This window comes from Streptomyces sp. NPDC002868, from assembly GCF_055563295.1.
Genome location: NZ_JBVHDR010000008.1, coordinates 236191 through 262287, shown reverse-complemented (window position 1 = coordinate 262287; position 26097 = coordinate 236191). Strand labels below are relative to the sequence as shown.

Below are 26097 nucleotides of genomic sequence, written 5' to 3'. Positions count from 1 at the left end.
GCGGCGTGTGCGCATACGTCATGGTCGCGGAGGACGACGAGAAGCAGGCCGAACTGGTCCGCCGTTATCTGGAACGGGAGGGCCATGCCGTCACGCTCGTACGGGACGGCCGCGCCGCCATCGAATCCGTCCGGCACAAAGCCCCCGACCTGCTGGTCCTCGATGTGATGATGCCGCGGGCCGACGGCCTGGATGTGCTGCGCGTGCTGCGGGCCGAGGCCCGCGAGCTGCCGGTGCTGATGCTGACGGCCCGCAGCACGGAGGACGATCTGCTGCTGGGCCTGGACCTCGGCGCGGACGACTACATGACCAAGCCGTACAGCCCACGGGAGTTGATGGCCCGGGTCCGCACGCTGCTGCGCCGCACCCGCCTCTCCGGCGGCGTGGGCCCGGCCGCCGCCGCGCTGTCGGTGGGCACGCTCGTCGTCGACCCGGACCGGCACGAGGTGACCGTCGACGGCGGCCATATCGACTGCACGCCCGGTGAGTTCCGCATCCTCGCAGCGATGGCCGCCGAGCCGGACCGGGTCTTCACCCGGCAGCGGCTACTGGAGGAGTTGCACGGCTTCGACCGCTATATCAGCAACCGCACCGTCGACGTACACATCATGAACCTGCGGAAGAAGATCGAGCAGGCCCCGCGGAGCCCGGCCCGGCTGCTCACGGTCTTCGGCGTCGGCTACAAACTGACCGACCCCGCGAGGAGCACGACCCGTGCCTCGTCGTAGGCAGGGCAAGCGGCTGCCGCTGCGCAAGAGCCTGCTCGGCCGGCTGCTGGCCGTGTCCGCGCTGGTCGCCGCCTGCTCGGTGGCCGCCACCGCCTGGCTGGCCGTGCAGACCACCTCCGGCGCGATCAAACAGGAGCAAGGGCAGAACCTCGCCGACGACGCCCGGATCTACCAGACCCTGCTCGGCCATGCGGCGACCCACCTGCGATGGGACGGGGTCGATGGGACCGTACGCGACCTGGCGAGGCAGACCGGCCGGCGGATCGCTCTGACCACCCCGAAACGGCAGCTCCTCGCCGACTCCGCCACCCAGGCTTCGCCGCCCGCGCTGCCGCCCCAGGCCTCGGCGATCGTCGACCCGCTCTCCGCGGACACCGCTCTCGCGTCGGCGGGTCAGCAGAGTTCCGGTACCACGGCGGACCGCATCGACCCGCGCGCCGTCGGTCCGTTCCGGCTGCCGGTGGCGGAGCGGGACCGGCTGCGCGAGAGCGCGGACCGCGGCGTGGAGTGCCTGCGCCAGTACGGCATCGCCTCGGACGTCGTCGTAAGCCCCAGCGGACGTCCGCGCATCCAGATCGTGGGCAACGGCGTCGGGCGCATCGAGGGCACCAGGTGCGTGACCGACGCCCTGGACGCGCCGACCGCCACCGAGAAGAAGGCGCTCACCGCCCTCAATCAGCTGGCGAACGCCTGCCTGGACCGCCAGGAACTCGCGCACGTACAGCTGAATCCGGACCTGTCCTGGACGACGAATCCCGCGCCGAGCGCGCCGACCGTCCGCGGCCCCAGTGACAACGACCGGGCCGTCGCCTCCTGTGTCTCGGCCGCGCGCCGCGAACAGCTCAGCTCCCATGTCGCCTCGCCCGCCCTGCTGTTCATCGGCGACGCCGACAGCGCGACCGTGCCCGGCTTCGACCTGTCCCCGGCCAACACCGCCCGGATCGCGGGCGCGGCGGCGCTCGTACTGGCCCTCACGGTGGGCGCGTCCGTGCTCGCCGCCACCCGGCTCGTACGGCCGCTGCACGCGCTCACCGGCGCGGCCCAGCGGATGAAGGACGGCCAGGAGTCCTCCCCGGTCCCGGTCACCGCGGACAACGAGATCGGGCGGCTGGCCGCGGCCTTCAACGACATGTCGGCGCACCGGGCGCGCCTGGAAGAACAGCGCAAGGCGATGGTCAGCGATGTCGCCCATGAACTGCGCACCCCGCTCAGCAATATCCGCGGCTGGCTGGAGGCGGCGCAGGACGGCCTCGCCGACCCGGACCCCGCCTTCGTCTCCTCCCTGCTGGAGGAGGCGATGCAGTTGCAGCACATCATCGGCGACCTCCAGGACCTGGCGCAGGCGGACGCGGGCGTGCTGCGTCTGCACCTCGAGCCGGTCCGGATCGAGGAGCTCCTCGGACAGGTCGCCGCGGCCCACCAGAACCTCGCCGAGACCGCGGGCGTCACGATGACGGCGCAGACGGGGCCGCTCGAGGGCCGGGTCCCCGCACCCGCGCTGAGTGCCGATCCGGTCCGGCTGCGGCAGGCCGTCGGCAATCTGGTCTCCAACGCGGTACGCCACACCCCGCCCGGCGGCGGCGTCACCCTTCGCGCGTACGGCTCAGCGGCCGGTTGCGAGGTGGTCGTCGACGTCGCCGACACGGGCAGTGGCATACCGGCCGAGGACCTTGCGTACGTCTTCGACCGCTTCTGGCGGGCCGAGAAATCACGCAGCCGGCGCACCGGCGGCAGCGGTCTGGGGCTCGCGATCGTCCGCAAACTCGCGGAGGCGCACGGCGGCACGGCGCACGTGGAGAGCATGGAGGGGCAGGGCTCGGTCTTCACGCTGCGGATACCGGCCGCGGGCCCTGACGGGGCCCTGATGGGAAATGGGATGACGACTCCGAGCGGTGACGACTCCGAGCGGTGATGACCCCGACGCGGTGACGACTCCGACGCGGTGACGACTCCGACGCGGTGACGACTCCGATGCGATGACGACGCTGATGCCATGACCACAGCGTTCTGACAGCTTCTTCATAACTTCGCGCCAGCCTGTCGCCATCACCACCAAGGCCGAGCTGGAATTGGAGCTGTCCCATGTCCCACCGTCTGTCCCTGCGTGCACTCGCCCTCGCCACCGCCGTGGCCGGCGCGCTGATCGTCCCGTCCACGACGGCCTTCGCCGACACCACGCCCTCGCCACGGGCGACCGAGCGGACGCCGGCGCCCTCCAAGGGCGGCGACACCGTCACGGCCCCGCGGGACCGCGGGCCTTCGGCCGCGCCGCGCGGCGGCGTGGACGCCGGGGACAGGCGCACCCCCGCACCGGCCTCGGATCAGGTCTCGAAGCGGCGCTCAGCCGCGCCCCGGGGCGGCGTGAACGCCGGTGAGCAGCCGGCCGGGAACGAGTCCGGCACCACTGCCGCCCTCGCCGGATCGGCCGCCGCGCTCGCCCTGGTCGCGGGCGCGGGCACCGTCGTGGTGCGCCGGCGCGTGGCCGCTCATCGCGCCGGCTGACACCCGCGCCGGCTGACACCCGCGCCGGCTGACACCCGCAGCGGCGCCGCCCTCGGGCGGCGCCGTTCCGTTCGTCCCCGTTCGCCGCCCCCTTCGCCGTCCCGTCCCTGGAGAGTTCATGTCCCGTACGCACCACCGGGCGCGGTGCACCGGCGCGCTGGTCGCGCTTGCCTGCATCGCGCCGGCGGGCTGTTCGGCCGGCGCCGTGGAGACGGCGGTCGACTCGGCCTCCCGCGCCCCCTCACGTACTGCGTCCGCCTCCACAGCCCCCGGCGAGCCTGCCCAGGTGGCCATCCCGTCGATAGGCGTGGCGAGTTCCCTGATGCGGCTCGGCCTCACCAAGGACGGCACGGTCCAGGTCCCGCCGGCGGACAAGGGCATGACCGCGGGCTGGTACACCGGCGGCGCCGTCCCCGGCGAACGCGGGGCCGCGGTGATCATCGGCCACAACGACACCCGCTTCGGCAAGGCGGTCTTCCACGACCTCAAGAAGATCACCAAGGGAGCGGACATCGCCGTACGGACGACTCGGGGGACGACGGCCCACTTCACGGTCACCGGCACCGAGACGGTCAGCAAGAGCGCGTTCCCGACCGAGAAGGTCTACGGCGCGACCGGCGAACGCGCGCTGCGCCTCATCACCTGCTCCGGGGACTTCGACGACCAGGGCCACCCGGTGGACAACCTCATCGTCTACGCCACCCTGCGCTGACGCCGGTCCGCGGCGCGAAACTGCCGCCGCGGACCGGCTGGTTGGGGCCGGGGCCCCTCACTCGCTCTCCTGCGACGGCGTCGGGCTCGCGGAAGGCTCCACCGTCTCCACGCTCTGCTCCGGCGACGACGACTGCGTCACCTGGGCTGCGTCCGAGCGACTCGCGTCCGACGGCGGCGAAGCCTCCTCGTTCTCCGAAGCCGCGTCCGACGGCCTGCCGTCCGAGGGTGGCGACGCCTCCTGGTCCGCCGAAGTCGCACCTTCACCCGATGCCGATGCCGATGCCGATGCGGATGGCGATGGCGAAGCCGAGTCCGAAGCCGAGTCCGGACCCGCCTCCGTCTCCGTCTCCGTCTCCATCTCCATCTCCTCGGGGTCGTAGCCCAGCACGTCCTCCGGGCCGCCCGGCGGCGGCTCCCCCAGCATGTCCAGCGCCTCCCTCGCCGCCGGAGCCAGCAGGGGCGAGAAGTACGGGTTGATCCGCACCGCCTCGCCGAGGTGGCGGCGGGCCGGGCCGGGCAGGTCCAGTGCGCGTTCGATCTCGCCGCGGTGGTACGCGAAGAGCGGGCTGCGCAGCCCCTGGTCCGTCGCCGTCTTTGCGTAGGGCAGCGCATCCGTCGCCCTGCCCGTGCGGTACAGCGCCCAGCCCAGCGCGTCCGCCACGTACATGCTCCGGTGCCCCCGGTCCCACTCGGCCTGCAGGCGTTGGACCGCTGTCTGCGGATCGCCGTGGTCCGCCTCGAAGAGGCCGAGCACGAGTTCCTCGTTCACCCCGTCGATCCCCGCCCGCACCCCCCTCTTCCGCAGCTTCTCGTACTGAGACGACGCATCCCCGTCCAGCCCCAGCGACTGGTACAACTCGCCTGCCTCCAGGGCATATTCGGGCAGCTGGGCACGGTCGAGCGCCGACTGGTAGTCGCGGAAAGCCTCATCCGTACGGCCCAGCGCCGCCAGCGCACGCCCTCGTGACGCCAGCGACGGATGGTGGTCCGGCGCCAGCTTCAGCGCCATGTCGTACTCCCCGATCGCCTCCTCCGGCTCGCCCCGCTCCCATGCCAGGTCGCCCAGCCGGTGCAGCGCGACCGCCTTCTCCGCGGGCGACTCGGCACTGCCCACCGCGTCGTACGCCTTCGCCGCCGCGTCCTCGCGCCAGCCGCGCTCGCGGTAGACCTGGGCCATCCGGCCGAGCGTCTGCGCGCCCGGGTGCAGCTTCGTGAGCTTGTCCATCGCCTTGTTCACGGCCTTGTAGTCCCCGAGCCCGCTGTACGCGTCGATCAGCACCTGATACGCCGTCCACCGCTTCGGCTTCTGCTCCGCCGCGCTTTCACCCAGCGTGCGCGCCTTGGCGAAGTCGTGCCGGGCGTTGGCCAGCGACGCGAGCCCCACCAGCGCGTCGACGTTCCCCTCTTCGCCCGGCAGCACGTCCAGCGAGCGCTGCAGCGCCTCCTCCGCCTGCGTGTAGTACGCCGGCTCCGCCAGCCGGGAGCCCCGCTCCACATACGCCGACCCCAGCACCGCCCACGACTCCTCGTCCCGCGGGTGCGCCCGTACCCATCGCTCCCGGTCCTCGATCAGCGCGGTCAGATCCAGCATGCTGGCAGGTGCCCCCGCGCCCACCGCCGCCATGGCCCGCCCGGCGGCGCCCGGCGTGGGCCGCGGTCCTGCGTTGCCCCACCCGGGCGCGAGCGTGATCACCCCGACAACCAGCGTCGCCCCGACCAGCGTGCTGATCGTGGCGTTCTTCACGTGTTCGCTCTTCATGGCGCTCACTGTGCGCCAGCGCGCAGTCAATACGAAGAACACACCCCGCCCCGCGAGGCTGAAGGCCGACGGGTTCACACCGATGGCCCCCCGGTGCGAGGCTTGCACCATGGACGATCTTCTCGAGCGGCTGCGTACCGGTCTGCCTGCCGAAGCCCTGATCACCGACCCCGACGTCACGGTCTCGTACGCCAACGACATGGCGAGCTTCTGCGCGGCGGGCACCCCCGCCGTCGTCGTCCTGCCGCGCACCGTCGAGCAGGTCCAGCACGTCATGCGCACCGCGACCGCGCTGCGCGTCCCCGTCGTCCCGCAGGGCGCCCGCACGGGCCTGTCCGGCGGCGCCAACGCCTCCGACGGGTGCATCGTGCTGTCCCTGACGAAGATGGACCGGATCCTGGAGATCAGCCCGGTCGACCGGATCGCGGTCGTCGAGCCCGGCGTCGTCAACGCCGTGCTGTCCCGCGCGGTGGGCGAACACGGCCTGTACTACCCGCCGGACCCCTCCAGCTGGGAGATGTGCACCATCGGCGGCAACATCGGCACCGCGTCCGGCGGCCTGTGCTGCGTCAAGTACGGAGTAACCGCCGAGTACGTACTCGGCCTGGATGTCGTCCTCGCCGACGGCCGCCTGATGACCACCGGCCGCCGCACCGCCAAGGGTGTTGCCGGCTACGACCTGACCCGCCTCTTCGTCGGTTCCGAAGGAAGCCTCGGCATCGTTGTCAAGGCCGTCCTCGCGCTCCGCCCGCAGCCGCCCGCTCAGCTCGTGCTCGCCGCCGAGTTCGACTCCGCTGCCGCCGCCTGCGAGGCCGTTTGCGCGATCATGGAGCGCGGTCACACCCCCTCGCTGCTCGAGCTCATGGACCGTACGACCGTCCACGCCGTCAACGCCATGGCGAACATGGGCCTGCCCGACTCCACGGAGGCACTCCTCCTCGCCGCCTTCGACACCCCGGACCCCGCCGCCGACCTGGCCGCCGTCGGCGCGCTGTGCAGCGCGGCGGGCGCCACTGAGGTCGTCCCGGCCGACACCGTCGCCGAGTCCGAACTCCTCCTCCAGGCCAGAAGGTTGTCGCTCACCGCCCTGGAGACCGTCAAATCGGCCACGATGATCGACGATGTCTGCGTACCGCGCTCGAAGCTCGGCGCGATGATCGAGGGCACGGCCGCCATCGCCGAGAAGTACGACCTCACCATCGGCGTCTGCGCGCACGCGGGCGACGGCAACACCCACCCCGTCGTCTGCTTCGACCACACCGACGCGGACGAATCCCGGCGCGCCCGCGAGTCCTTCGACGAGATCATGGCTCTCGGCCTGGAGCTCGGCGGCACCATCACCGGCGAACACGGCGTCGGCGTACTGAAGAAGGAGTGGCTGGCACGCGAACTGGGCCCGGTGGGCGTGGAGATGCAGCGCGGCATCAAGCAGACCTTCGACCCGCTCGGCATCCTCAACCCGGGAAAAATCTTCTGAGTCCGCAGCCCTACGACCCGTGCCCGATGGTCCGGACACCGCTCTGCGCCTAGCGTGAAGGGAGAGGTCAAACCGCCTCACACCGCAGAGGAGGAGCCGTGCCCGCACGCCTTGACCACACCATCGTTCACAGCCGCGACCGGTTCGCCGGCGCCCGCTTTCTCGCCGAGCTGATCGGGGAGCCGGAGCCCAAGCCCTTCGGCCCGTTCGCCAGCCTGCCGCTGGACGGCGGCGTCACTCTCGACTATCTCGACGAACGGGGCCGCATAACCTCCCAGCATCTGGCCTTCCTGGTCTCGGAGGACGAGTTCGACGAGATTTTCGGCCGGATCACCGACCGTGAACTGCCGTACTGGGCCGACCCCACACACGACAAGCCGCAGCAGATCAACCACCTTTTCGGCGGCCGCGGGGTGTACATCGACGACCCCGACGGCCACTCCATCGAATTCATCACGCATACGTACGTCACCGACTGACCGCTACTGGCTGTCACTCTGCGACGACTCGTCCGAAGGCCAGGCGTTCGGCAGCCACAGATCGTCGGCCGCGGTGGGCGCGAGCAGTTTGGCGAGGCCGTCGTCGATGTCGAGGTGCTCGGACTCGGAGCCCGGAGGAACCACCCGCAGGGTCCGCTCCAGCCAGTTGGACACCACGGCGGCGGGCGCTTCGAGCAGTGCGTCGCCGTCGGGGGAGCTCAGGGCCATCAGCACCACGCCGTGGTCCTCGACCTTGGTCGGCCAGATCCGGACGTCTCCCTGGCCGCACGGCCTGAACACCCCCTTGACCAGCAGCTCGCGGGCGAAGGCCCACTTGACGGGGTTGTCGGAGCCGATGTGAAAGGCGATGTGCACGGCGTACGGGTCGTCCGTGCGGTAGGTCAGCCGGGCCAGGACGGGGATGCTGAGCTCGGGCGACAGCACCAGTTGGAGCTCCAGCTCACGTTCCACCACGGTGTGCATGACAGTGCCCTTCCTTCCGCTACGAGGCCTTGTGAGCGGGCCTTGCAGGGAGAGAGCGCGCTCCTGCGCGGCTATGACGCACCTTTCGGCAACAACTTTCTGTGATGGCTCGGTGACTGGAAAGTGGTCGTTACGGCAGGACCCGCCCGGCGATGCGCAAGGGTCTGATAGATGTGGAGCCTTGAATTGAGGCTCTCGAGGAGATACGGGACCACGGTGATGAGCGCCCCCACCCCGGCCACCGGCGACGGCAGCCCCACGCCCGGCTACTACCCGGATCCATCCATTCCTGGATATGTCCGGTACTGGAACGGTGCTGCCTGGGTTCCCGGCACCAGTCGGCCCGCGCCCAAGACGGGCGAGGCGATGCCTGCCGCGCCCGGCCCGGCGGCAACCGCGGCCGACGCCGGGCCTGCGGCCCAGCCCCAGGCCCCAGCCCCGGCATCGGTGGAGGAGACCGGTCCGGTCTTCTTCGACGAGGAGCCGGACGACGCACCGTCACGCCCGGAGCCGGCCACCGCCTGGCAGGCCGACGCCGCGCGCCAGACCGGCTTCGGCGGCGAGCGCGACAACCGCGTCGCGTGGGGCGGCGGCCAGGACCCGCGCACCTCGGACCGGGGTGGCGCGCCCGCCGACCCGCGCCGGCCCGCCTCGTCGAGCGCGCCCGCGGACCCGACGGGCGGCGCCCTGCCCGGCGTACGCTCGCTGGGCCCGGCCGCCGGGGGCGAGCCCCCTGTGGACGGTACGGTCGCGATCCGCGCCCTGCGCCCGGGCAAGGGCGCGCCCGCAGCCGGGAGTTCGGGCACCGCGGACCCCGCGGCGGCAGCGCCCACCGGCGACCCGTCCGCCCGTCGCCCCCAGCCGCAGCCTCCCGTCGACGGGACGGTCGCCATCCGCGCGCTGCGCGCCGGCGGCGGTGCGTCCGCCGGGCAGGCCGATGGACCGTTGTCCGTCCGGTCGATGACCCCGGGCGCATCCGCGGCACCCACCGCGTCCGCGGCCCCGACCGCGCCCGCACAGCCCCAGCCCCAGCCCCAGTCCCAGCCGCAGGCCCCGGCCCAGCGCCGCCCGCAGCCCCAGGCGCCCGTGCAGCCGCAGCCCCAGCCGCAGGTGCCCGCGCAGGCCCAGGCGCCCGTCACCAACGGCCCAGGCGGCGGCTCCGCATCCTGGGCGCAGCAGGTCCACCGGCTCGCCCAGCCCGGACCCGCGTCCGTGGCCGAGGCCGAGCAGCCCGTCGTGCCCTGGAAGCCGCCGGTCAACGACCCGTTCCTGCAGGCCGCCCAGGCCCAGGCGGCGGCCCGTCCCGCCTCGCTCGGCAAGCGGCTCGCCGCCCGGCTGATCGACGCCGTGCTGCTCGGAGCGCTCGTAGGCGCCGTCGCCGTACCCGTCCTGTCCCAGGCGCGCGCCCACGTCGACGACAAGATCGAGGCGGCGAAGCAGTCGGGCGAGACGGTCACCGTCTGGCTGGTCGACTCCACCACCGTGGGCCACCTCGGCATCATCCTCGGCGCGCTGCTGGTCCTCGGAGTGCTGTACGAGGCGCTGCCGACGGCGAAGTGGGGCCGCACCCTCGGCAAGAAGCTCTGCGGACTCACGGTCTGGGACATCGAGTCCCACGAGCCCCCGTCCTTCGGAGCCGCGCTGCGCCGCTGGCTCGTCTACAGCGTGCTCGGCGTGATCGCCCTCGGGGTGCTCAATGTGCTGTGGTGTCTGTTCGACCGCCCGTGGCGGCAGTGCTGGCACGACAAGGCGGCGCACACCTTCGTGACCGGCTGACCGCGTTCCCCCGAACGGCGTGCGAGCCGTTGCGGGGGCCATCGGGGCGCGGTGCACTGCCCCCATGAGCAACAACCATCCGCCGCCCGGCCAGCCGCCCGAGGACGACCCCTTCTTCAAGAAGCCACAGGAACCCACCCCGCCGTCGGCGGGCGGTCCTCAGGAGCCCCCGCCTCCGGGGGGACCGCCGCCGCCAGGGGGACCGTACGGCACTCCACCGGGTGGTTCCGGTCCGTACGACGGCGGAGGCGGCCAGCCCCCGCCGCGCGATCCCTACGGAGGCGCGTACGGCGGCGCGGCGGACCCGCTCGCCGGGATGCCGCCGCTCGCGGACTTCGGCAGACGGTTCCTGGCCCGCGTGATCGACGCGCTGATCGTCTTCGTGCCGCTCTTCCTGATTTCTCTGGCCTTCGGAGGCTGGGACGTCGGGGCGGGCACCGGCGACAGCTGGGACGACATCACCGACCAGGTGAACACCGGCAGGCAGTGGATCTGGTCGCTGGTCTCCCTGGTCGCGTACGTCGGCTACGACACCGTGATGACCACCAAGGGGCACGGGCAGACCGTCGGCAAGCGCCTGATGAAGATCCGGGTCGCCATGCTCAACGACGGCAGCGTGCCGGACACCAGCTCCTCGCTGATGCGCGCCATCGTGCTCTGGGTGCCCGCGCTGGTCTGCTGCTTCTGTATCTGGTGGCTCGTCATCATGGTGACGATCCTGGCCGACAAGCCGTACAGACAGGGTCTGCACGACAAGGCGGGCAAGACGGTCGTGGTGTCAGCGTCGCAGTGACGGCTCGCCAACCCTTGTCTCGGCGCCCACGTGCGCGCGGGATGCGGGCACCCGGGTGGTGAGACCGTCGGCGGAGGCGGCCGAGGCGGAAACGCCGGAGGCGGCGGCATGGTTCGTACGGACCGTGTGCGCCGCCTTCGCCGTCCTCGCTCCCTGTGCGGTCCTGCCCATCGGCAGGGCGACCGCGACCACCAGACCGAGCGCCATCGATGCGACGCCTATGGCGGCGACACCGATGCCGTTGGTGGTACGGGTGAGCAGCAGCAGGGCGAGGGTCGAGAAGACGACTGTGGCCGAACCGTAGGCAAGCTGTGCGGCAGTCGGACGCGGCATGACGGTATCCGTCCTCGGGACATGGTCAGGGGGTGTCTCTCAACGCGGTCGCACTAGTCAAGTGACTCTACGACGGTGGATGCCCGGGAGGAACCGGCGGTAAGCGTGACCTAACACACGGTGCCGGTGCATGGGGGGCGCACTGAGTCATTCGTTCGCCCAACTGTTCAATCCAATGCGCCCGTTGTTCGATTGCTCGTCGTCCGGATACCGGAACCGGGCTCGCGCATAGTGCAGTTGGTCTGCTCAAGTCAAGGACTGTCTTTTCTTCGGTAACTCCGGTCGAATGTCGTCACTTGTGACGCGACACCGCGCGCGGACGACCCCACATCCGGTCCGTTGCGACGGACCGCGGGGGAGGACAGCATCAAGTGACCACCAAGCGACGGACGATCAGAGCGTCCGCGGTGCTCGTGGCCCTGGCCGCGACAACCGCGTCGGCCTCGGCGTTCAGCAGTGCGCAGGCCGACAACCAGCCGTCGTCGGGCCCGGCAGGCATCGAGCGCCATGACCCGGCGCCGCAGAAGGGCCAGGTCGAGCACGACCTGGAGGGCCCGTTCAGCAAGCAGCAGGAGCAGCAGCGCGAGGCTGCGCTGGAACAGGTCATAGCCGGCGACGCGACCGTGCAGAAGCGCGGCGCGTCCAATGTCGTGAAGCTCGGCGACAAGAAGTACGTCGAGCTCGGCCGGGAGAAGACGGACAAAATCTTCACGATCCTGGTGGAGTTCGGCGACAAGGTCGACGACACCACGATGTTCGACCCGGACGGCCCCGACGGACCCGAGGCCCCCGTCAAGAAGTACGGCGGCACCCCGGGCCCGCTGCACAACAAGATCGCCAAGCCGGACCGTAAGACCGACAACTCCACGGCCTGGCAGGCGGACTACAACCAGCAGCACTTCCAGGACCTCTACTTCGGCACCGGCAAGGACAAGAACGGCAAGCCGAAGGAGTCCCTGAAGACCTACTACGAGAAGACCTCGTCCGGCCGTTACTCGGTCGACGGCGGCGTCTCCGACTGGGTCAAGGTCGACTACAACGAGGCCCGCTACGGCTCCAACTACTGCGGCGACAGCAACTGCGCCAACGTCTGGGACACGGTCAAGGACGGTGTCACCGCCTGGGCCGCCGACCAGAAGGCCAAGGGCCGTACCGACGCGCAGATCAAGGCGGACCTGGCCAAGTACGACCAGTGGGACCGCTACGACTTCGACAACGACGGCAACTTCAACGAGACCGACGGCTACATCGACCACTTCCAGATCGTCCACGCGGGCGAGGACGAGTCGGCGGGCGGCGGCGCCGAGGGCACCAACGCACTGTGGGCGCACCGCTGGTACGCGTACGGCACGGACGCGGGCAGGACCGGCCCGGCGAACAACAAGGCCGGCGGCACCCAGATCGGTTCCACCGGAATATGGGTCGGCGACTACACCATGCAGCCCGAGAACGGCGGCCTCGGTGTCTTCGCCCACGAGTACGGTCACGACCTCGGTCTGCCCGACCACTACGACACCTCGGGCAAGGGCGAGAACTCGACCGGCTTCTGGACCCTGATGTCGGCCGGCTCCTGGCTCGGCACCGGCAAGGACTCCATCGGCGACTTGCCGGGCGACATGAACGCCTGGGACAAGCTGCAGTTGGGCTGGCTCAACTACACCAAGGGCAAGGCGGGGACGAAGTCCGCGCACAGGCTGGGTGTGGCGGAGTACAACACCAAGAACCCGCAGGCGCTCGTTGTCGAGCTGCCGAAGAAGCCGGTCACCACGACTGTCGTGAAGCCCTCCGAGGGCTCCAAGCAGTGGTGGAGCGACATGGGTGACGACCTCAAGAACACCCTGTCCCGCCCGGTCGACCTCACCGGCAAGTCCAAGGCGTCCCTTGAGCTTTCGGGCTGGTGGGACATCGAGGAGGGCTACGACTACCTGTACGCCGAGGTCTCTACGGACGGCGGCGCCAACTGGACGCCGGTGGACGGCACGGCGGACGGCAAGCCGATCAGCCGGGACGCGGGTGACAAGCCGGCGCTGACCGGTGCGTCGGGCGCGTACAAGAAGCTGGCGTACTCGCTGGACGCGTACGCGGGCAAGAAGGTCGACGTCCGCTTCCGCTACCAGACGGACGGCGGCGCGGGCGGCAAGGGCTTCGCGGCGGACGCGCTGAGCGTGGTCGCGGACGGCACGGCGCTGTTCACCGACAACGCCGAGGGCGACGACGCGGGCTGGACCTCGAAGGGCTTCTCGCGCATCGGTGAGTCCTTCACCAAGGAGTACGAGCAGTACTACCTGGCCGAGAACCGTCAGTACGTCTCGTACGACAAGACGCTGAAGGTCGGCCCGTACAACTTCGGCTTCAAGGCGCCGAAGGACTCCTGGGTCGAGCACTACCCGTACCAGAACGGCCTGATGATCTGGCTCTGGGACACCTCGCAGAAGGACAACAACACCAGCCAGCACCCGGGCCGCGGCCTGGTCCTCCCGGTGGACGCGCACCCGAAGGCCCTCAAGTGGGCGGACGGCACGCTGATGCGGAACAAGATCCAGACGTTCGACTCGCCCTTCAGCCTGCGGCCGACCGACGGCTTCACGCTGCACAAGGCGGATGTGGGGCTCCGGATCAAGCCGCAGGCGGGCAACCCGGTCTTCGACGACCGCAAGGGTGTCTACTGGTTCGCCGAGAACCCGACGGCGGGCGTTCAGGTAACTGACACCAACACCAAGATCTCGGTCGTGAGCGAGCCGTGGAACGGCCAAACGATCACGGTCAAGGTTGGCCCGTCGACCAATTAATTCGCGTTTTACCAGGTCAGAGCATGATCGGCCGTCGCCCTCTAGCGGGCGGCGGCCGATCGTGTTTAGGTGCGTCTTGCCAGGTCCTTATTGACATGCCATCTCACGGGGGAGTGGTTTCGCATGCCCGGCGGAGGTTTTTGCAAGCTGCCGAACGGCAGCGTGGTGGTCGCGCTCAGCCTGCCGAGCCCAGTGGGCGACGGCAGCCAGGTCCGCTTTCTGGTCCACGCGGCGAACCGCGCGAGGGCGCTGACGCGACTGCGGAATCTGGGCCTGCGGGCGGTGTATCTGCGGGGCAACGCGGAACCGCCGACCCCGGACGAGGTCACGGCCGTGCTGCACCACCCGGACGGCCTGCTGTGGCGCGCGACGCCGGAGGACCACGAGGAGCTGTGGCACCCGATACGGGCGTTGTTCAGCCCGGCAGCGGGCACCCGACGTGAACTGGGGGCCAGCCCCCGGACCCTGGTACGCCCGCTGGGATTCCCCCCACGCCCTCCGGGCGTAGGGGGAGTGTCCTCAATCGCCGGACGGGCTTGATTTCCGCCGGTCGGCCTGAAAGTTCAGGCCGACCCGCGAGAGCTTCAAGTCCGCCGGGCGAGATCAAGCCTCTCCGGCGTTTGAGGAGCGGGGTCCGGGGCGAAGCCCCGAAAACAGCCTCGTGGGGGTCCCCCCGGACGAAGTCTGGGGGAGTTTGAGGCGTGGGGGGCCGGGGGCGGAGCCCCCAGGTCAGACCACCGGCTTGCCGGACAGCTCCACGCCCGCCGCCCGCAACTCCTCCAGCGCCCTCTCTGTCGTCGCCTCCGCGACCCCCGCCGTCAGGTCGAGCAGCACATGCGTCGTGAAGCCCTCCCGCGCCGCGTCCAGCGCCGTCGCCCGTACGCAGTGGTCCGTCGCGATGCCGACCACGTCGACTTCGGAGACCTCACGCGCCCGCAGCCACGCCGCCAGTGTCGTGCCGTTCTCGTCCGTGCCCTCGAAGCCGCTGTACGCAGCCGCGTACGCGCCCTTGTCGAAGACCGCGTCGATCGCGCCCGACGCGACCGCCGGTGCGAAGTTCGGGTGGAAGCCCACGCCCTCCGTGCCGGCGACGCAGTGGGGCGGCCACGACCTGACGTAGTCCGGGTGCTCCGAGAAGTGGTCGCCCGGCTCGATGTGGTGGTCGCGGGTGGCGACCACATGGCGGTAACCCGGCTGGGCCTGGCCCACCAGGTCCGTGATGGCGGCAGCGACTTCGGCACCCCCCGCCACCGCGAGGCTGCCGCCCTCGCAGAAGTCGTTCTGAACGTCCACGACGATCAAGGCGCGGTGCATGGCGGGTGTCCTTCGATGGGGGTTGGCGGGGAGACCTGCACCCGCGAGCGGATGTATTGAGCCTAGAGACTCCCGCCGCCTTGCGGGAGAGGGCTACGGGCGGCGTTCACGCGGACTGAAGTCATACGTACTCCGTGGGCAGGACCGGCTCGCCCCTGGACAGTTGCATCGCCGACAACGGCAGCCCCGCCCGCGCCGCTATGTGCCGCTCGCGCACCGCGTCCAGCGGCTCGCGGGCGACGACCTCGCCGCCCTTGACCAGTTCCACCAGCAGCTGCCGGTCCACCAGGTCCGACGGCACCGTGTCCACGCAGATCACCTCTGCCTCGGCGACCCCGTCCTCGTCCAGCCGGCGCGCGGCCCACTTGCGGCCGCCGATGGAGGTCTTGCCGCCCAGCGACTTCTTCGCGACCGGCAGCAGCGGAGCCCCGGGGTCGGCGGACTCGGACCTGGCGACCAGCTTGTAGACCATCGAGCAGGTCGGGTGCCCGCTGCCGGTGACCAGCTGTGTTCCCACGCCGTACGCGTCCACCGGCGCCGCGGCCAGCGAGGCGATGGCGTACTCGTCCAGGTCCGAGGTGACCACGATCTTGGTGCCCGTCGCGCCGAGCTCGTCCAGCTGCTGCCGCACCCGGTGGGCGACCAGCAGCAGGTCCCCGGAGTCGATGCGTACGGCGCCGAGCTCGGGACCGGCGATGTCCACCGCCGTACGGACGGCCTCGGCCACGTCGTAGGTGTCGACCAGCAGCGTCGTGCCCCGCCCGAGCGAGTCGACCTGCGCCTGGAAGGCGTCGCGCTCGCTGTCGTGCAGCAGGGTGAAGGCGTGCGCGCTGGTGCCCACCGTCGGAATGGCGTAGCGGAAACCCGCCGCCAGGTCGGAGGTGGAATTGAAGCCGCCGACGTACGCCGCGCGGGCCGACGCGACCGCGGCGAGCTCGTGCGTACGCCGTGCGCCCATCTCGATCAGCCCGCGCGCGCCCGCCGCCGTCGACATCCGGGAGGCCGCGGCCGCGATCGCCGAGTCGTGGTTGAGGATCGACAGGACGACGGTCTCGAGCAGCACGCACTCGGCGAAGGTGCCCTCGACCCGCAGGATGGGCGAGCCCGGGAAGTAGACCTCGCCCTCCGGATAGCCCCAGATGTCGCCGCTGAAGCGGCACGAGGCGAGCCACCGCAGCGTCGGCTCGTCGACGATCTTCCGCTCCCTCAGAAAGTCCAGCACGCCCGCGTCGAAGCGGAAGTTCTCGACGGCGTCGAGCACCCGGCCGGTGCCCGCCACGACGCCGTACCGCCGGCCCTCGGGGAGCCTGCGGGTGAAGACCTCGAAGACGGATCGGCGGTCGGCGGTGCCGGACTTCAGTGCCGCCTGGAGCATCGTGAGCTCGTACTGGTCGGTGAAGAGCGCCGTCGACGGAACGTCCACCGGCAGCCCAAGGTCCGCAGGGTTCATACGCCGGATGCTATCGCACATCTCGTCAGAGTGACGAGATGTGCGGGTCGTTTGTGCGATGAGCCCCCTTGGGTGGCAGCATGGACCAGGTGAGTGTTGCTCCCACTGAGATCGAACGCCCTGAGTCGGCGGAGGAGACCTTCGCCGTGCCCGAGCCCGACGTGCCGTGGGTGACGCTCGTCCACAACGACCCGGTCAACCTGATGAGCTACGTCACCTATGTCTTCCAGGCCTATTTCGGCTACTCCAAGGACAAGGCGCACAAGCTGATGCTCGACGTCCATCACAAGGGACGCGCCATCGTCTCCAGCGGCAGCCGCGAGGAGATGGAGCGTGATGTGCAGGCGATGCACGGTTACGGGCTGTGGGCGACGCTGTCCCAGGACCGCTTCTGATGGCCGGGCACTTCGAGTCGATTCCCGGCGGCGGCGCCGCCGTCGCGCTCGACGAGGTCGAGATCTCCATCCTGCGCTCGCTGGCCGTACAGCTGCTTGAGCTGATCGGGCCCGGCGACGAGCCGGTGGAGGGCGAGGACCCGCTGGCCGCGCTGTTCTCGGAGGGGCCGAGCGAGCCGCCGACCGACCCGGCGCTGGCCCGCCTCTTCCCGGAGGCGTACGCAGGTCCCGGCGCCGACATAGAGGACGAGGAACTGCTCGCCGCGTCTTCGGAGTTCAGGCGCTTCACCGAGAACGACCTGCGTTCCCGCAAGCGCGACGACGCGCTCGCGGTCGTCCGCACCCTCGACTCGCTGGCCTCGGCCGGCGAGGGCGGTGCCGTCCTGAAGCTGACCGCCGACGACTGCCTGCACTGGCTCGGCGCGCTCAACGACCTGCGGCTGACCATCGGCACCCGCCTGGAGGTCAGCGACGAGGACGAGAACGGCGAGCTGTACCGGCTGCCCGACTCCGATCCGCGCAAGCCGATGGTGATGGCGTATCTCTGGCTCGGCGCGCTCCAGGAGACGCTCGTCGAGACCCTGATGTCCTGACCCCTGATGTCCTGAGATGTCCATTCGGACGCCATGAGGCGTTCGCTCAACGGACACTCAAATCCGGATAACGATCCCGTTATCACCGCGCCTTGGATTGCGGTGTCCGGGGGGCGTTTGTCCTCTTCTTCATGTGGTGTGTGCCACGTCTCCTGGGTGAATCAATGTTGCCGGCGTGATAAATCTTCACGACCGCCTGCGGGACGCCACCCATGTCCCCAGGGGCGCTTGGGCCGGCTGATCGCCGGTAGCACTCCATCCATTTCCGGGGGGATCAGGACCTGATCCGCAGTCCGCGGCAGATGCAGCGGACGCGGACCAGCATGGAGAAAGGGCGCATCACCATGACCTCACTGCAGGTCGACAAGCACGACGGCAATGAGGCCGCGGGGTCCGCGGCAGGCGCGGACGAGGGCTACCAGCGTGGACTGGGTGCTCGTCAGATCCAGATGATCGCGATCGGCGGGGCCATCGGCACCGGCCTCTTCCTCGGCGCGGGCAAGGGCATCTCCAAGGCCGGCCCCAGCCTCATCCTGGCCTACGCCATTGCGGGCCTGGTCATCTTCTTCATCATGCGGGCGCTGGGCGAGCTGCTCATGTACCGCCCCGTCTCGGGATCCTTCGCCGAGTACGCGCGTGAATTCGTCGGTCCCTTCGCGGGCTTCGTCACCGGATGGACGTACTGGCTCTTCTGGGTCGTCACCGGCATCACCGAAGTCACTGCGGCCGCCACGTACATGACGTACTGGTGGGACATTCCGCAATGGCTCTCCGCGCTGGTCTTCACCGTCATCCTCTACGGCGCGAACCTCATCTCCGTGAAGCTCTTCGGTGAGCTGGAGTTCTGGTTCTCGATGGTCAAGGTGACGGCCATCATCGGCATGATCCTGATCTGCGCCGGTGTGCTCACGATCGGCTTCTCCGATGCCGGTGACACCGCGTCCGTCACCCACCTGTGGTCCGACGGCGGCTTCTTCCCCAAGGGCCTCGGCGGCACGCTGATGACCCTGCAGCTCGTGATGTTCGCCTTCCTCGCGGTCGAACTGGTCGGCGTCACCGCCGGCGAGTCCAAGGACCCGGAGAAGACCCTCCCCAAGGCCATCAACACCGTTCCGTGGCGTATCGCCGTCTTCTATGTCGGCGCGCTGATCATGATCCTGTCGGTGGTGCCCTGGACCCACTTCCAGCCGGGCATCTCGCCGTTCGTCGCCGCCTTCGAGAAGATGGGCCTCGGCATCGGTGCCGCGATCGTCAACTTCGTCGTGCTGACGGCCGCACTCTCCTCCTGCAACTCCGGTATGTACTCCACCGGCCGCATGCTGCGGGACCTGGCGCTCAACGGGCAGGGCCCGAAGGCCTTCACCAAGCTGACGAAGAACGGCCTGCCGCTGATCGGCACGACCTTCTCCGCCGCGCTGATGCTGGTCGGCGTCTGGATCAACTACAAGGCTCCGGGCGAGGCGTTCAACTACGTCGTCTCCTTCGCGACCATCTCCGGCATGTGGGCCTGGATCATGATCCTGGTCAGCCAGATCCGCTACCGGGCCAAGGCGGACCGCGGTGAGCTGCCGCAGTCGGCCTTCAAGGCGCCCGGCGCCCCGTACACCAGCTGGTTCGCTCTGCTCTTCATCTGCATGGTCATCGTGATGATGGGCATCGACAAGGACGCGCGGATCTCGCTGTACTGCGCGCCGCTGTGGGCGCTGCTCCTCGGCGTCTCGTACCTGGTCCTCAAGAAGCGCAACCCCGAGGGCGCGGCCTTCGCCAAGCGCTCACCGCAGCGCGGACCCCGGCGCCGACCGCTGCGCTGACCCCAGCGCCGACGTCCATCATCCGGGCCGGTCCGTACCACCCTTCGGTACGGGCCCGCCCTTCTGCTTATCCTGTCGCTCATGCTGACCCTCACCCAGGCTCTGTTCGACCAGATCGTGGCGCACGCCCGCGCCGACCACCCCGACGAGGCCTGTGGCGTGGTCGCGGGCCCCGAGGGAAGCGGCCGCCCCGAGCGCTTCATCCCGATGCTGAACGCCGCCCGCTCGCCCACGTTCTACGAGTTCGACTCGGGGGACCTGCTGAAGCTCTACCGGGAGCTGGACGACCGCGACGAAGAGCCGGTGATCATCTACCACTCGCACACGGCGACCGAGGCGTACCCGTCCCGTACGGACATTTCGTACGCCAACGAGCCGGGCGCCCACTATGTCCTGGTCTCCACGGCCGACACCGATGACGCGGGCTCCTTCCAGTTCCGCTCCTTCCGCATCGTGGAGGGCGAGGTCACCGAGGAAGACATCAAGGTCGTAGAGGCATACTGAGCGCGGCCTGCACGCCGCGGCTCCTTCCCTGTACCGCATGCTGAGCAGAGTTCGTCCATCATGCGAGATCACATTCCGGAACCCGGGCGGGGAATCGTTACGATGACCGCATGGTTTCCCATGACGTGAGCGACAAGACGCCGAGCGCCCTGCTGCTCGTGGCGCGGCTGCACGTCGACCTGTGCCGTCTCGCCAGCGCGATGTGTACGAGCCGCGCTGCGTCCTGACCGTCCTGGCCGGTTGTGAACCACGGCCTCACGGCCCGAGCGCACTGCACCGCACCACCCCCTCGCGCGGGGGCCAGAGCCGCGCGCCCCTTGTGCCACCCCCGCCACACTCCCGAAACAGGAGCCCATGTCATGGCCATTGAGGTCCGCATCCCGACCATCCTCCGTACGTACACCGACGGCGCGAAGGCCGTCGAGGGGAGCGGGGACACTCTCGCCGAGCTCTTCGCCGACCTCGAGACCCGGCACAACGGCATCCGGGAGCGCATCGTCGACGGCGACCAGCTGCGCCGCTTCGTGAACGTCTATCTGAACGACGAGGACGTCCGCTTCCTGGACGGCATCTCCACCAAGCTCGCCGACGGCGACAGCGTCACGATCCTCCCGGCCGTCGCCGGCGGCATGGTCTGATGCGTTACGACTCCCCGCTCGCGGCGGTCGGCAACACCCCGCTGGTCCGCCTGCCGCGGCTGTCCCCGTCGGACGAGGTCCGCATCTGGGCGAAGCTGGAGGACCGCAACCCGACCGGCTCGATCAAGGACCGCCCGGCGCTCCACATGATCGAACAGGCGGAGAAGGACGGCCGCCTGACGCCGGGCTGCACGATCCTGGAGCCGACGTCCGGCAACACCGGCATCTCGCTGGCGATGGCGGCGAAGCTCAAGGGCTACCGGATCGTGTGCGTGATGCCGGAGAACACGAGCGAGGAGCGCCGTCAGCTGCTGGCGATGTGGGGCGCGGAAATCATCCCGTCGCCCGCGGCGGGCGGCTCCAACACGGCGGTACGGGTCGCCAAGGAGCTGTCGGCCGAGAACCCTTCCTGGGTGATGCTCTACCAGTACGGCAACCCGGACAACGCGGGCGCGCACTACGCCACGACGGGCCCGGAGATCCTGGCGGACCTCCCCTCCATCACCCACTTCGTGGCGGGCCTGGGCACCACCGGCACGCTGATGGGAGTGGGCCGCTACCTGCGCGAACACGTCCCGGGCATCCGCATCGTCGCCGCGGAGCCGCGCTACGACGACCTGGTCTACGGCCTCAGGAACCTGGACGAGGGCTTCGTCCCCGAGCTGTACGACGCGTCGGTCCTGACGACCCGCTTCTCGGTGGGCTCGGCGGACGCGGTCACCCGCACCCGCGAACTCCTCCAGCAGGAAGGCATCTTCGCGGGCGTCTCCACGGGGGCGGCGCTGCACGCGGCGATCGGCGTCGGCAAGAAAGCGATGAAGGCGGGCGAACAGGCGGACATCGTCTTCGTGGTCGCGGACGGCGGCTGGAAATACCTGTCGACGGGCGTCTACACGGCCCCGACGACAGAGGCGGCGATCGAAGCGCTGCAGGGCCAGCTCTGGGCGTAGGAGCGCCGGCGACGCTGCGAGGGTGTGGGGGCGCGAGCCCCACGTACCCGCGGGTCAGTGAGGGCGCGAGCCCCCACGTACCCGCGGGTCACGCCGACAGATGCCGCACCTGGTCCCACACCGTCGGGTCCACCACCCCCACCCTTCGGCGGAACTCCCACACCCCCACATCCCGCAGCTCGTCCGTCTCCAGAAAACTCGCCCGTCCCCGCGCATCCCCCACCGTCCCCGGTGGCAGTGAGATCACGCCCGGACTCTCGTCGTGGTACTTGCTCGTGATCTTCGCGACCTGCGCCGTCCCGCCCCGCACCGACAGCACCAGGCACGGCCTGTCCTTCGACCCGGGGCCGTCCTCGTACGGGACCTCCGCCCACCAGATCTCGCCCGGCCGCGGGCGCCGCTTCGGGCCGCGCCGGGGGCCCGTCGGGCGGCCCGGCGGGCGGGCGCGGCCGCCCGGGCGGCGGGACGCGGTCCGGCCGCGCCCGTCCATCACCGTGGCGACCAGCGCGATCACCACCACGGCGAGCACAGCGAGCCACCACGACGTGTCCATACCCCAGACGGTACCGGCGCGCCGCCACACGCGCGCGCTCCGTCCGAACCGGTGACAGAGCAGGTGAGTTCCCCCACAACCCCCCGCCACCGAGGAGCGACCAGCCCTTTCGCGCCTTACGCTCGACAGACCGCACGACCCTCTCCCAGCCCTCCCCGTCAACGGAGGTTCAAGCTCCATGAAGCTCACCGTCGTCGGCTGCTCGGGGTCGTTTCCGTCCGCGGAATCGGCCTGCTCGAGCTACCTCGTCGAGGCCGACGGCTTCCGGCTGCTTCTCGACATGGGCAACGGCGCCCTTGGCGAGTTGCAGCGCCACATCGGTCTCTACGACCTCGATGCGATCTTCCTCAGTCACCTTCACGCGGATCACTGCATCGACATGTGCGGGTATTTCGTGGCCCGCTACTACCGCCAGGATGGCGGCCGCTGCGACGCCCTGCCGGTCTACGGCCCGGAAGGCACCGAGCAGCGCCTGACCACTGCGTACGCGGACACCCCCTCCGCCAGCTCCATGAGCGAGGTTTTCGACTTCCACACGCTGAAGGCGGGCAGCTTCCACATCGGCCCGTTCTCCGTCCGTACGGAGAAGGTGAGACACCCCGTCGAGGCGTACGGCATCCGCCTGGAGCACGCCGGCAAGTCGCTGACGTACTCCGGCGACACCGGGGTCAGCGAGACCCTGCACGAACTCGCCGAAGGCGCCGATCTGTTCCTCTGCGAGGCGTCCTTCACGCACGGCAAGGAGGACATCCCCGACCTCCACCTCAACGGCCGTGAGGCCGGAGCCCACGCCCAGCGCGCGAACGTCGGCCGGCTCGTGCTCACCCACATCCCGCCGTGGACGAATGGGCAGCAGAATCTGGCGGATGCCCGCATGGTCTACGGCGGCCCTGCCGAACTGGCTGCCGCGGGCGCGATCTACGAGATCTGATCCCGAAGAAACTCGAAGAAACTCGAAGAAGCTCGAAGAAAGCCGAAGCCCATGCCTTCCGTACGGAAGGCATGGGCTTCGGTCCTCAGCGGACGTCCTCGGCGTTTGACTACGCCTTCGTCAGGTCCTCGACCTCTTCCTCGGGCTCACGGCCCGGGGTGGTGAGGTTGAACCTGATGATCGCGAAGCGGAAGACCGTGTAGTAGATCGCCGCGAACGCCAGGCCGATCGGAATGATCATCCATGGCTTGGTCGCGAGTCCCCAGTTCAGGAAGTAGTCGATCGCACCGGCCGAGAAGCTGAAGCCGTGATGCACGCCGAGCGCCCAGGTGACAGCCATCGAGACGGCGGTCAGAACCGCGTGGATGGCGTACAGGAGCGGCGCGATGAACATGAACGCGAACTCGATCGGCTCGGTGATGCCCGTGACGAAGGACGTCAGCGCCAGCGACATCATCATGCCCATCACGGCCTTGCGGCGCTCGGGGCGAGCCGTGTGCGCGATGGCGAGCGCGGCGGCCGGGAGGGCGAACATCATGATTGGGAAGAAGCCCGACATGAACTGACCGGCGGTGGGGTCGCCGTGGAAGAAGCGCGGCAGGTCACCGTGCCACATCTGGCCCGCGGAGTCCTTGAAGGAGCCGATCTCCTGCCAGGCCACGGTGTTCACGAACTGGTGCATACCGATGGGCAGCAGCGCCCGGTTGATGACGCCGAAGATGCCGGCGCCGACGGCGCCGAGACCGGTCATCCACTGGCCGAAGTCGGTGATGACGTTGCCGACGGGCTCCCAGACGAGGCCGAACAGCACGCCCATGGCCGTGCCGACGAAGGCCATGATGATCGGCACGAGTCGGCGGCCGTTGAAGAAGCCGAGCCAGTCGACGAGCTTCTTGCGGTGGTACCGCTGCCAGATGACGGCAGCGAGCAGGCCCATGATGATGCCGCCGAAGACCTTCGGGTCGTTGTAGGTCGCGGGTATGTCGGCGCCGGCCTGGACCTTGGCCTCGGCGATGGGGAACGCAGTGAGGACGTTCTTGTACACCAGGAATCCGACCAGCGCGGCGAGCGCGGTGGAGCCGTCGGCCTTCTTGGCGAAGCCGATCGCGATGCCGATACAGAACAGCAGCGGCAGGTTGGCGAAGACCGCGTCACCGGCCGTGGCGAAGACCGCGGCGACCTTGTTCCAGCCCAGGCCGTCCTTGCCGAACACGTCGTCCTGGCCCAGACGCAGCAGGATGCCTGCCGCCGGCAGGACGGCGATCGGCAGCTGCAGGCTTCTGCCGACCTTCTGCAGGCCCTGGAACAGACCCGATCCCCACTTCTTGGTGGGCGACGCCGCCGTAGCGGTAGCCGTACTCATCAACTTCCTCCAGTGGGCAAGGCGCCGCCAGGGGGCAATACACGGGGGAGGGCGGCATCTCAAGGGGAACGCGGCGAAGCGCCACGTGGTCTACACCACTCAGTGGTGTAGACCAGTTTTAGCACGGTGAGGGCGAGATAAGGAACCTTCGATTTCTGTGGCCTGGGCCATAGCGCGAAATGCGCGACATAAGGCCCCCGGACCACAGGTCCGTGGGGCCTTATGAGGCATTACGTCGGGGGCCGCAGGGCTCAGGAACCACTGCCCTACTTGATGACGTCCCGCTCCAGTTCGCCCTCGACTTCTTCCGGTTCACGCCCCGGCGTCGGGATATTGAACTTGGTGATCGCGAACCGGAAGATCGCGTAGTACACCACCGCGAAGCCCAGACCGATCGGAATGAGCAGCCAGGGCTTGGTCGCCAGGCCCCAGTTGATGACGTAGTCGATCAGACCCGCCGAGAAGCTGAAGCCGTCCTTGGCCCCGAGGCCCCAGCTCAGCGCCATCGAGACACCGGTGAGCAGCGCGTGGATCACGTACAGCAGCGGCGCGACGAAGAGGAACGAGTACTCGATCGGCTCGGTGATGCCCGTGACGAAGGACGTCAGCGCGACCGACAGCATCAGGCCGCCGATCTCCTTGCGGCGGTGCGGCTTGGCGCAGTGCGTGATCGCCAGCGCCGCCGCCGGCAGAGCGAACATCATGATCGGGAAGAAGCCGGTGGTGAACTGGCCCGCGTTCGGGTCGCCCGCCAGGAACATGCTGATGTCGCCGTGCACGACCGTGCCGTCCGGCTTGGTGTAGCTGCCGAACTGGAACCAGATGGGCACGTTCAGGAACTGGTGCAGGCCGATGACGAGCAGCGCCCGGTTCGCGACACCGAAGATGCCCGCACCCCACGCGTCCAGGCCCGCCAGCCAGTCGCTGAAGCTCTCCAGCGCGTCGCCGACCGGCGGCCAGATCCACAGGCACAGGGCCGCGAAGGCGATCGCGACGAAGGACATGATGATCGGGACGAGCCGCCGGCCGTTGAAGAAGCCGAGCCAGTCCACCAGCTTGGTGCGGTGGAAGCGCTGCCAGAAGTAGGCGGCCAGCAGGCCCATGATGATGCCGCCGAAGACGCCCGGGTTCTGATAGGCGTACGGCACGATCATGCCGCCCTCCGACTGGCAGCCGACGGTCACCGCCTTCGCCGCGCCCTCGCAGTCCTTGGGGAACTGGTGCAGGACGCCGTAGTAGACGAGGAAGCCCGCGACGGCCGCGAGCGCGGTGGAGCCGTCCGCCTTCTTGGCCATGCCGATCGCGATGCCGACGCAGAACAGCAGTGGCAGACCGATGTTGGGGTCCAGCAGCGCGCCGCCGGCGCCGGCCATTACCTTGGCGACGTCGATCCAGCCCAGTCCGTCCGCGCCGAAGACATCGGGCTGGCCGAGCCGGTTGAGGATGCCGGCCGCGGGGAGGACGGCGATCGGCAGCTGCAGGCTGCGGCCCATCTTCTGGAGCCCCTGGAACGCACCGGTCCACCGCTTGTGCTTCGGCGCGGCAGCACTTTCCGAACTCATCGGCGTCCTCCCGGAAGGTGCCTGGTTTGGCAGGTGTTGCAGACTGGTGTAGACCAGTCGCGGTACGGTCCCGGGGACCAGTCGCGGGAGAGGGTTCCCGTGATCGTCATCATTCGGTACGAGATGGTTACTCGCCCGTGAAGATGGGCCAACCGTGCGTTACCGTGACAAAGCGGACCGATGTAGGCCGAGGCAGCGCT

25 protein-coding genes and 1 pseudogene are annotated in these 26097 nt (G+C 69.6%); 18 read left to right on the top strand and 8 right to left on the bottom strand.

All coding sequences use genetic code 11. The annotated features are described in order from the left end of the window. Positions 1-20: 20 nt before the first annotated feature. The 4 genes from ACZ3H8_RS24610 to ACZ3H8_RS24595 all read left to right on the top strand — a co-directional run bounded on the left by ACZ3H8_RS24610 (position 21) and on the right by ACZ3H8_RS24595 (position 3942). On the top strand, positions 21-728 hold the full coding sequence (locus tag ACZ3H8_RS24610; RefSeq protein WP_467405467.1) for a response regulator transcription factor: 708 nt from the start codon (positions 21-23) through the stop codon (positions 726-728). Then, a complete protein-coding gene (locus ACZ3H8_RS24605) occupies positions 715-2640 on the top strand; it encodes a sensor histidine kinase (protein ID WP_467405218.1) in 1926 nt (641 codons plus the stop codon). The genes ACZ3H8_RS24610 and ACZ3H8_RS24605 overlap by 14 nt, the downstream gene beginning before the upstream one ends. A gap of 170 nt (positions 2641-2810) precedes the next feature. Next, positions 2811-3230, top strand: a complete 420-nt coding sequence (locus tag ACZ3H8_RS24600; RefSeq protein ID WP_467405216.1) for a hypothetical protein — start codon at positions 2811-2813, stop codon at positions 3228-3230. 118 nt (positions 3231-3348) lie between these two features. Beyond that, positions 3349-3942 carry a class F sortase gene (locus tag ACZ3H8_RS24595; RefSeq protein WP_467405214.1) on the top strand — a complete coding sequence of 198 codons (594 nt, stop codon included), beginning with the start codon at positions 3349-3351 and terminating at the stop codon, positions 3940-3942. A gap of 57 nt (positions 3943-3999) precedes the next feature. On the opposite strand, the gene ACZ3H8_RS24590 is transcribed toward ACZ3H8_RS24595, so the two are convergent. Further along, on the bottom strand, positions 4000-5703 hold the full coding sequence (locus tag ACZ3H8_RS24590; protein WP_467405211.1) for a tetratricopeptide repeat protein: 1704 nt from the start codon (positions 5701-5703) through the stop codon (positions 4000-4002). 109 nt (positions 5704-5812) lie between these two features. Here ACZ3H8_RS24590 and ACZ3H8_RS24585 point away from each other — a divergent pair, with 109 nt between their 5' ends. Both ACZ3H8_RS24585 and ACZ3H8_RS24580 read left to right on the top strand, forming a co-directional pair. Continuing rightward, entirely contained in the window at positions 5813-7180 is a 1368-nt protein-coding gene (locus ACZ3H8_RS24585; RefSeq protein ID WP_467405209.1) for an FAD-binding oxidoreductase, read from the top strand. Positions 7181-7278: 98 nt separating this feature from the next. Continuing rightward, positions 7279-7659, top strand: coding sequence for a VOC family protein (locus tag ACZ3H8_RS24580; RefSeq protein WP_398989844.1), 381 nt, complete (start codon positions 7279-7281; stop codon positions 7657-7659). A 3-nt stretch (positions 7660-7662) separates the two neighbouring features. On the opposite strand, the gene ACZ3H8_RS24575 is transcribed toward ACZ3H8_RS24580, so the two are convergent. Next, positions 7663-8142 carry an SsgA family sporulation/cell division regulator gene (locus ACZ3H8_RS24575; protein WP_467405206.1) on the bottom strand — a complete coding sequence of 160 codons (480 nt, stop codon included), beginning with the start codon at positions 8140-8142 and terminating at the stop codon, positions 7663-7665. Between the two features lie 219 nt (positions 8143-8361). On the opposite strand from ACZ3H8_RS24575, the gene ACZ3H8_RS24570 reads away from it, so the two are divergent. Beyond that, complete coding sequence (locus ACZ3H8_RS24570; RefSeq protein ID WP_467405204.1) at positions 8362-9918, top strand: RDD family protein; 1557 nt, start codon at positions 8362-8364, stop codon at positions 9916-9918. Between the two features lie 64 nt (positions 9919-9982). Next, positions 9983-10711: an RDD family protein gene (locus ACZ3H8_RS24565; protein ID WP_467405202.1), complete on the top strand. Its 729-nt coding sequence runs from the start codon at positions 9983-9985 to the stop codon at positions 10709-10711. Here ACZ3H8_RS24565 and ACZ3H8_RS24560 read toward each other — a convergent pair. Then, positions 10697-11044, bottom strand: coding sequence for a hypothetical protein (locus tag ACZ3H8_RS24560; protein WP_467405200.1), 348 nt, complete (start codon positions 11042-11044; stop codon positions 10697-10699). The genes ACZ3H8_RS24565 and ACZ3H8_RS24560 overlap by 15 nt on opposite strands. Positions 11045-11415: 371 nt before the next feature. Between ACZ3H8_RS24560 and ACZ3H8_RS24555 the strand changes: the two genes are divergently transcribed. Together ACZ3H8_RS24555 and ACZ3H8_RS24550 are read left to right on the top strand one after the other, a co-directional pair. Beyond that, positions 11416-13833, top strand: coding sequence for an immune inhibitor A domain-containing protein (locus ACZ3H8_RS24555; protein WP_467405198.1), 2418 nt, complete (start codon positions 11416-11418; stop codon positions 13831-13833). A 123-nt stretch (positions 13834-13956) separates the two neighbouring features. After that, a pseudogene (locus tag ACZ3H8_RS24550) lies at positions 13957-14259 on the top strand (hypothetical protein); the annotation flags it as partial. Positions 14260-14562: 303 nt separating this feature from the next. Here the strand turns inward: ACZ3H8_RS24550 and ACZ3H8_RS24545 are convergent. Continuing rightward, positions 14563-15147 carry an isochorismatase family protein gene (locus ACZ3H8_RS24545; protein ID WP_467405196.1) on the bottom strand — a complete coding sequence of 195 codons (585 nt, stop codon included), beginning with the start codon at positions 15145-15147 and terminating at the stop codon, positions 14563-14565. Between the two features lie 121 nt (positions 15148-15268). Further along, positions 15269-16597 (bottom strand): nicotinate phosphoribosyltransferase, encoded by a 1329-nt coding sequence (locus tag ACZ3H8_RS24540; RefSeq protein ID WP_467405194.1) that lies wholly within the window; start codon positions 16595-16597, stop codon positions 15269-15271. Between the two features lie 80 nt (positions 16598-16677). On the opposite strand from ACZ3H8_RS24540, the gene clpS reads away from it, so the two are divergent. The 7 genes from clpS (at position 16678) to ACZ3H8_RS24505 (ending at position 21488) form a co-directional block, all read left to right on the top strand. After that, positions 16678-16992, top strand: coding sequence for an ATP-dependent Clp protease adapter ClpS (clpS, locus tag ACZ3H8_RS24535; protein ID WP_307663148.1), 315 nt, complete (start codon positions 16678-16680; stop codon positions 16990-16992). Next, on the top strand, positions 16992-17585 hold the full coding sequence (locus tag ACZ3H8_RS24530; RefSeq protein ID WP_467405191.1) for a DUF2017 domain-containing protein: 594 nt from the start codon (positions 16992-16994) through the stop codon (positions 17583-17585). The genes clpS and ACZ3H8_RS24530 overlap by 1 nt, the downstream gene beginning before the upstream one ends. Before the next feature lie 344 nt (positions 17586-17929). Then, positions 17930-19396: an amino acid permease gene (locus ACZ3H8_RS24525; protein ID WP_467405189.1), complete on the top strand. Its 1467-nt coding sequence runs from the start codon at positions 17930-17932 to the stop codon at positions 19394-19396. Between the two features lie 81 nt (positions 19397-19477). After that, positions 19478-19900, top strand: a complete 423-nt coding sequence (locus tag ACZ3H8_RS24520; protein ID WP_467405186.1) for a M67 family metallopeptidase — start codon at positions 19478-19480, stop codon at positions 19898-19900. Between the two features lie 110 nt (positions 19901-20010). Further along, positions 20011-20127 carry a putative leader peptide gene (locus tag ACZ3H8_RS24515; RefSeq protein WP_467405184.1) on the top strand — a complete coding sequence of 39 codons (117 nt, stop codon included), beginning with the start codon at positions 20011-20013 and terminating at the stop codon, positions 20125-20127. A 132-nt stretch (positions 20128-20259) separates the two neighbouring features. Next, positions 20260-20538 (top strand): MoaD/ThiS family protein, encoded by a 279-nt coding sequence (locus ACZ3H8_RS24510; RefSeq protein WP_356226465.1) that lies wholly within the window; start codon positions 20260-20262, stop codon positions 20536-20538. Next, positions 20538-21488 carry a PLP-dependent cysteine synthase family protein gene (locus ACZ3H8_RS24505; RefSeq protein ID WP_307663153.1) on the top strand — a complete coding sequence of 317 codons (951 nt, stop codon included), beginning with the start codon at positions 20538-20540 and terminating at the stop codon, positions 21486-21488. The genes ACZ3H8_RS24510 and ACZ3H8_RS24505 overlap by 1 nt, the downstream gene beginning before the upstream one ends. Positions 21489-21576: 88 nt before the next feature. On the opposite strand, the gene ACZ3H8_RS24500 is transcribed toward ACZ3H8_RS24505, so the two are convergent. Beyond that, entirely contained in the window at positions 21577-22041 is a 465-nt protein-coding gene (locus tag ACZ3H8_RS24500) for a type II toxin-antitoxin system PemK/MazF family toxin (protein WP_467405180.1), read from the bottom strand. 178 nt (positions 22042-22219) lie between these two features. Here ACZ3H8_RS24500 and ACZ3H8_RS24495 point away from each other — a divergent pair, with 178 nt between their 5' ends. Next, positions 22220-22972 carry an MBL fold metallo-hydrolase gene (locus tag ACZ3H8_RS24495; protein WP_467405179.1) on the top strand — a complete coding sequence of 251 codons (753 nt, stop codon included), beginning with the start codon at positions 22220-22222 and terminating at the stop codon, positions 22970-22972. A 109-nt stretch (positions 22973-23081) separates the two neighbouring features. Here the strand turns inward: ACZ3H8_RS24495 and ACZ3H8_RS24490 are convergent, their stop codons facing one another. Beyond that, positions 23082-24335, bottom strand: coding sequence for a PTS transporter subunit EIIC (locus ACZ3H8_RS24490; protein WP_467405176.1), 1254 nt, complete (start codon positions 24333-24335; stop codon positions 23082-23084). 266 nt (positions 24336-24601) lie between these two features. Further along, complete coding sequence (locus ACZ3H8_RS24485) at positions 24602-25897, bottom strand: PTS transporter subunit EIIC (RefSeq protein WP_467405175.1); 1296 nt, start codon at positions 25895-25897, stop codon at positions 24602-24604. Positions 25898-26097 lie beyond the last annotated feature (200 nt).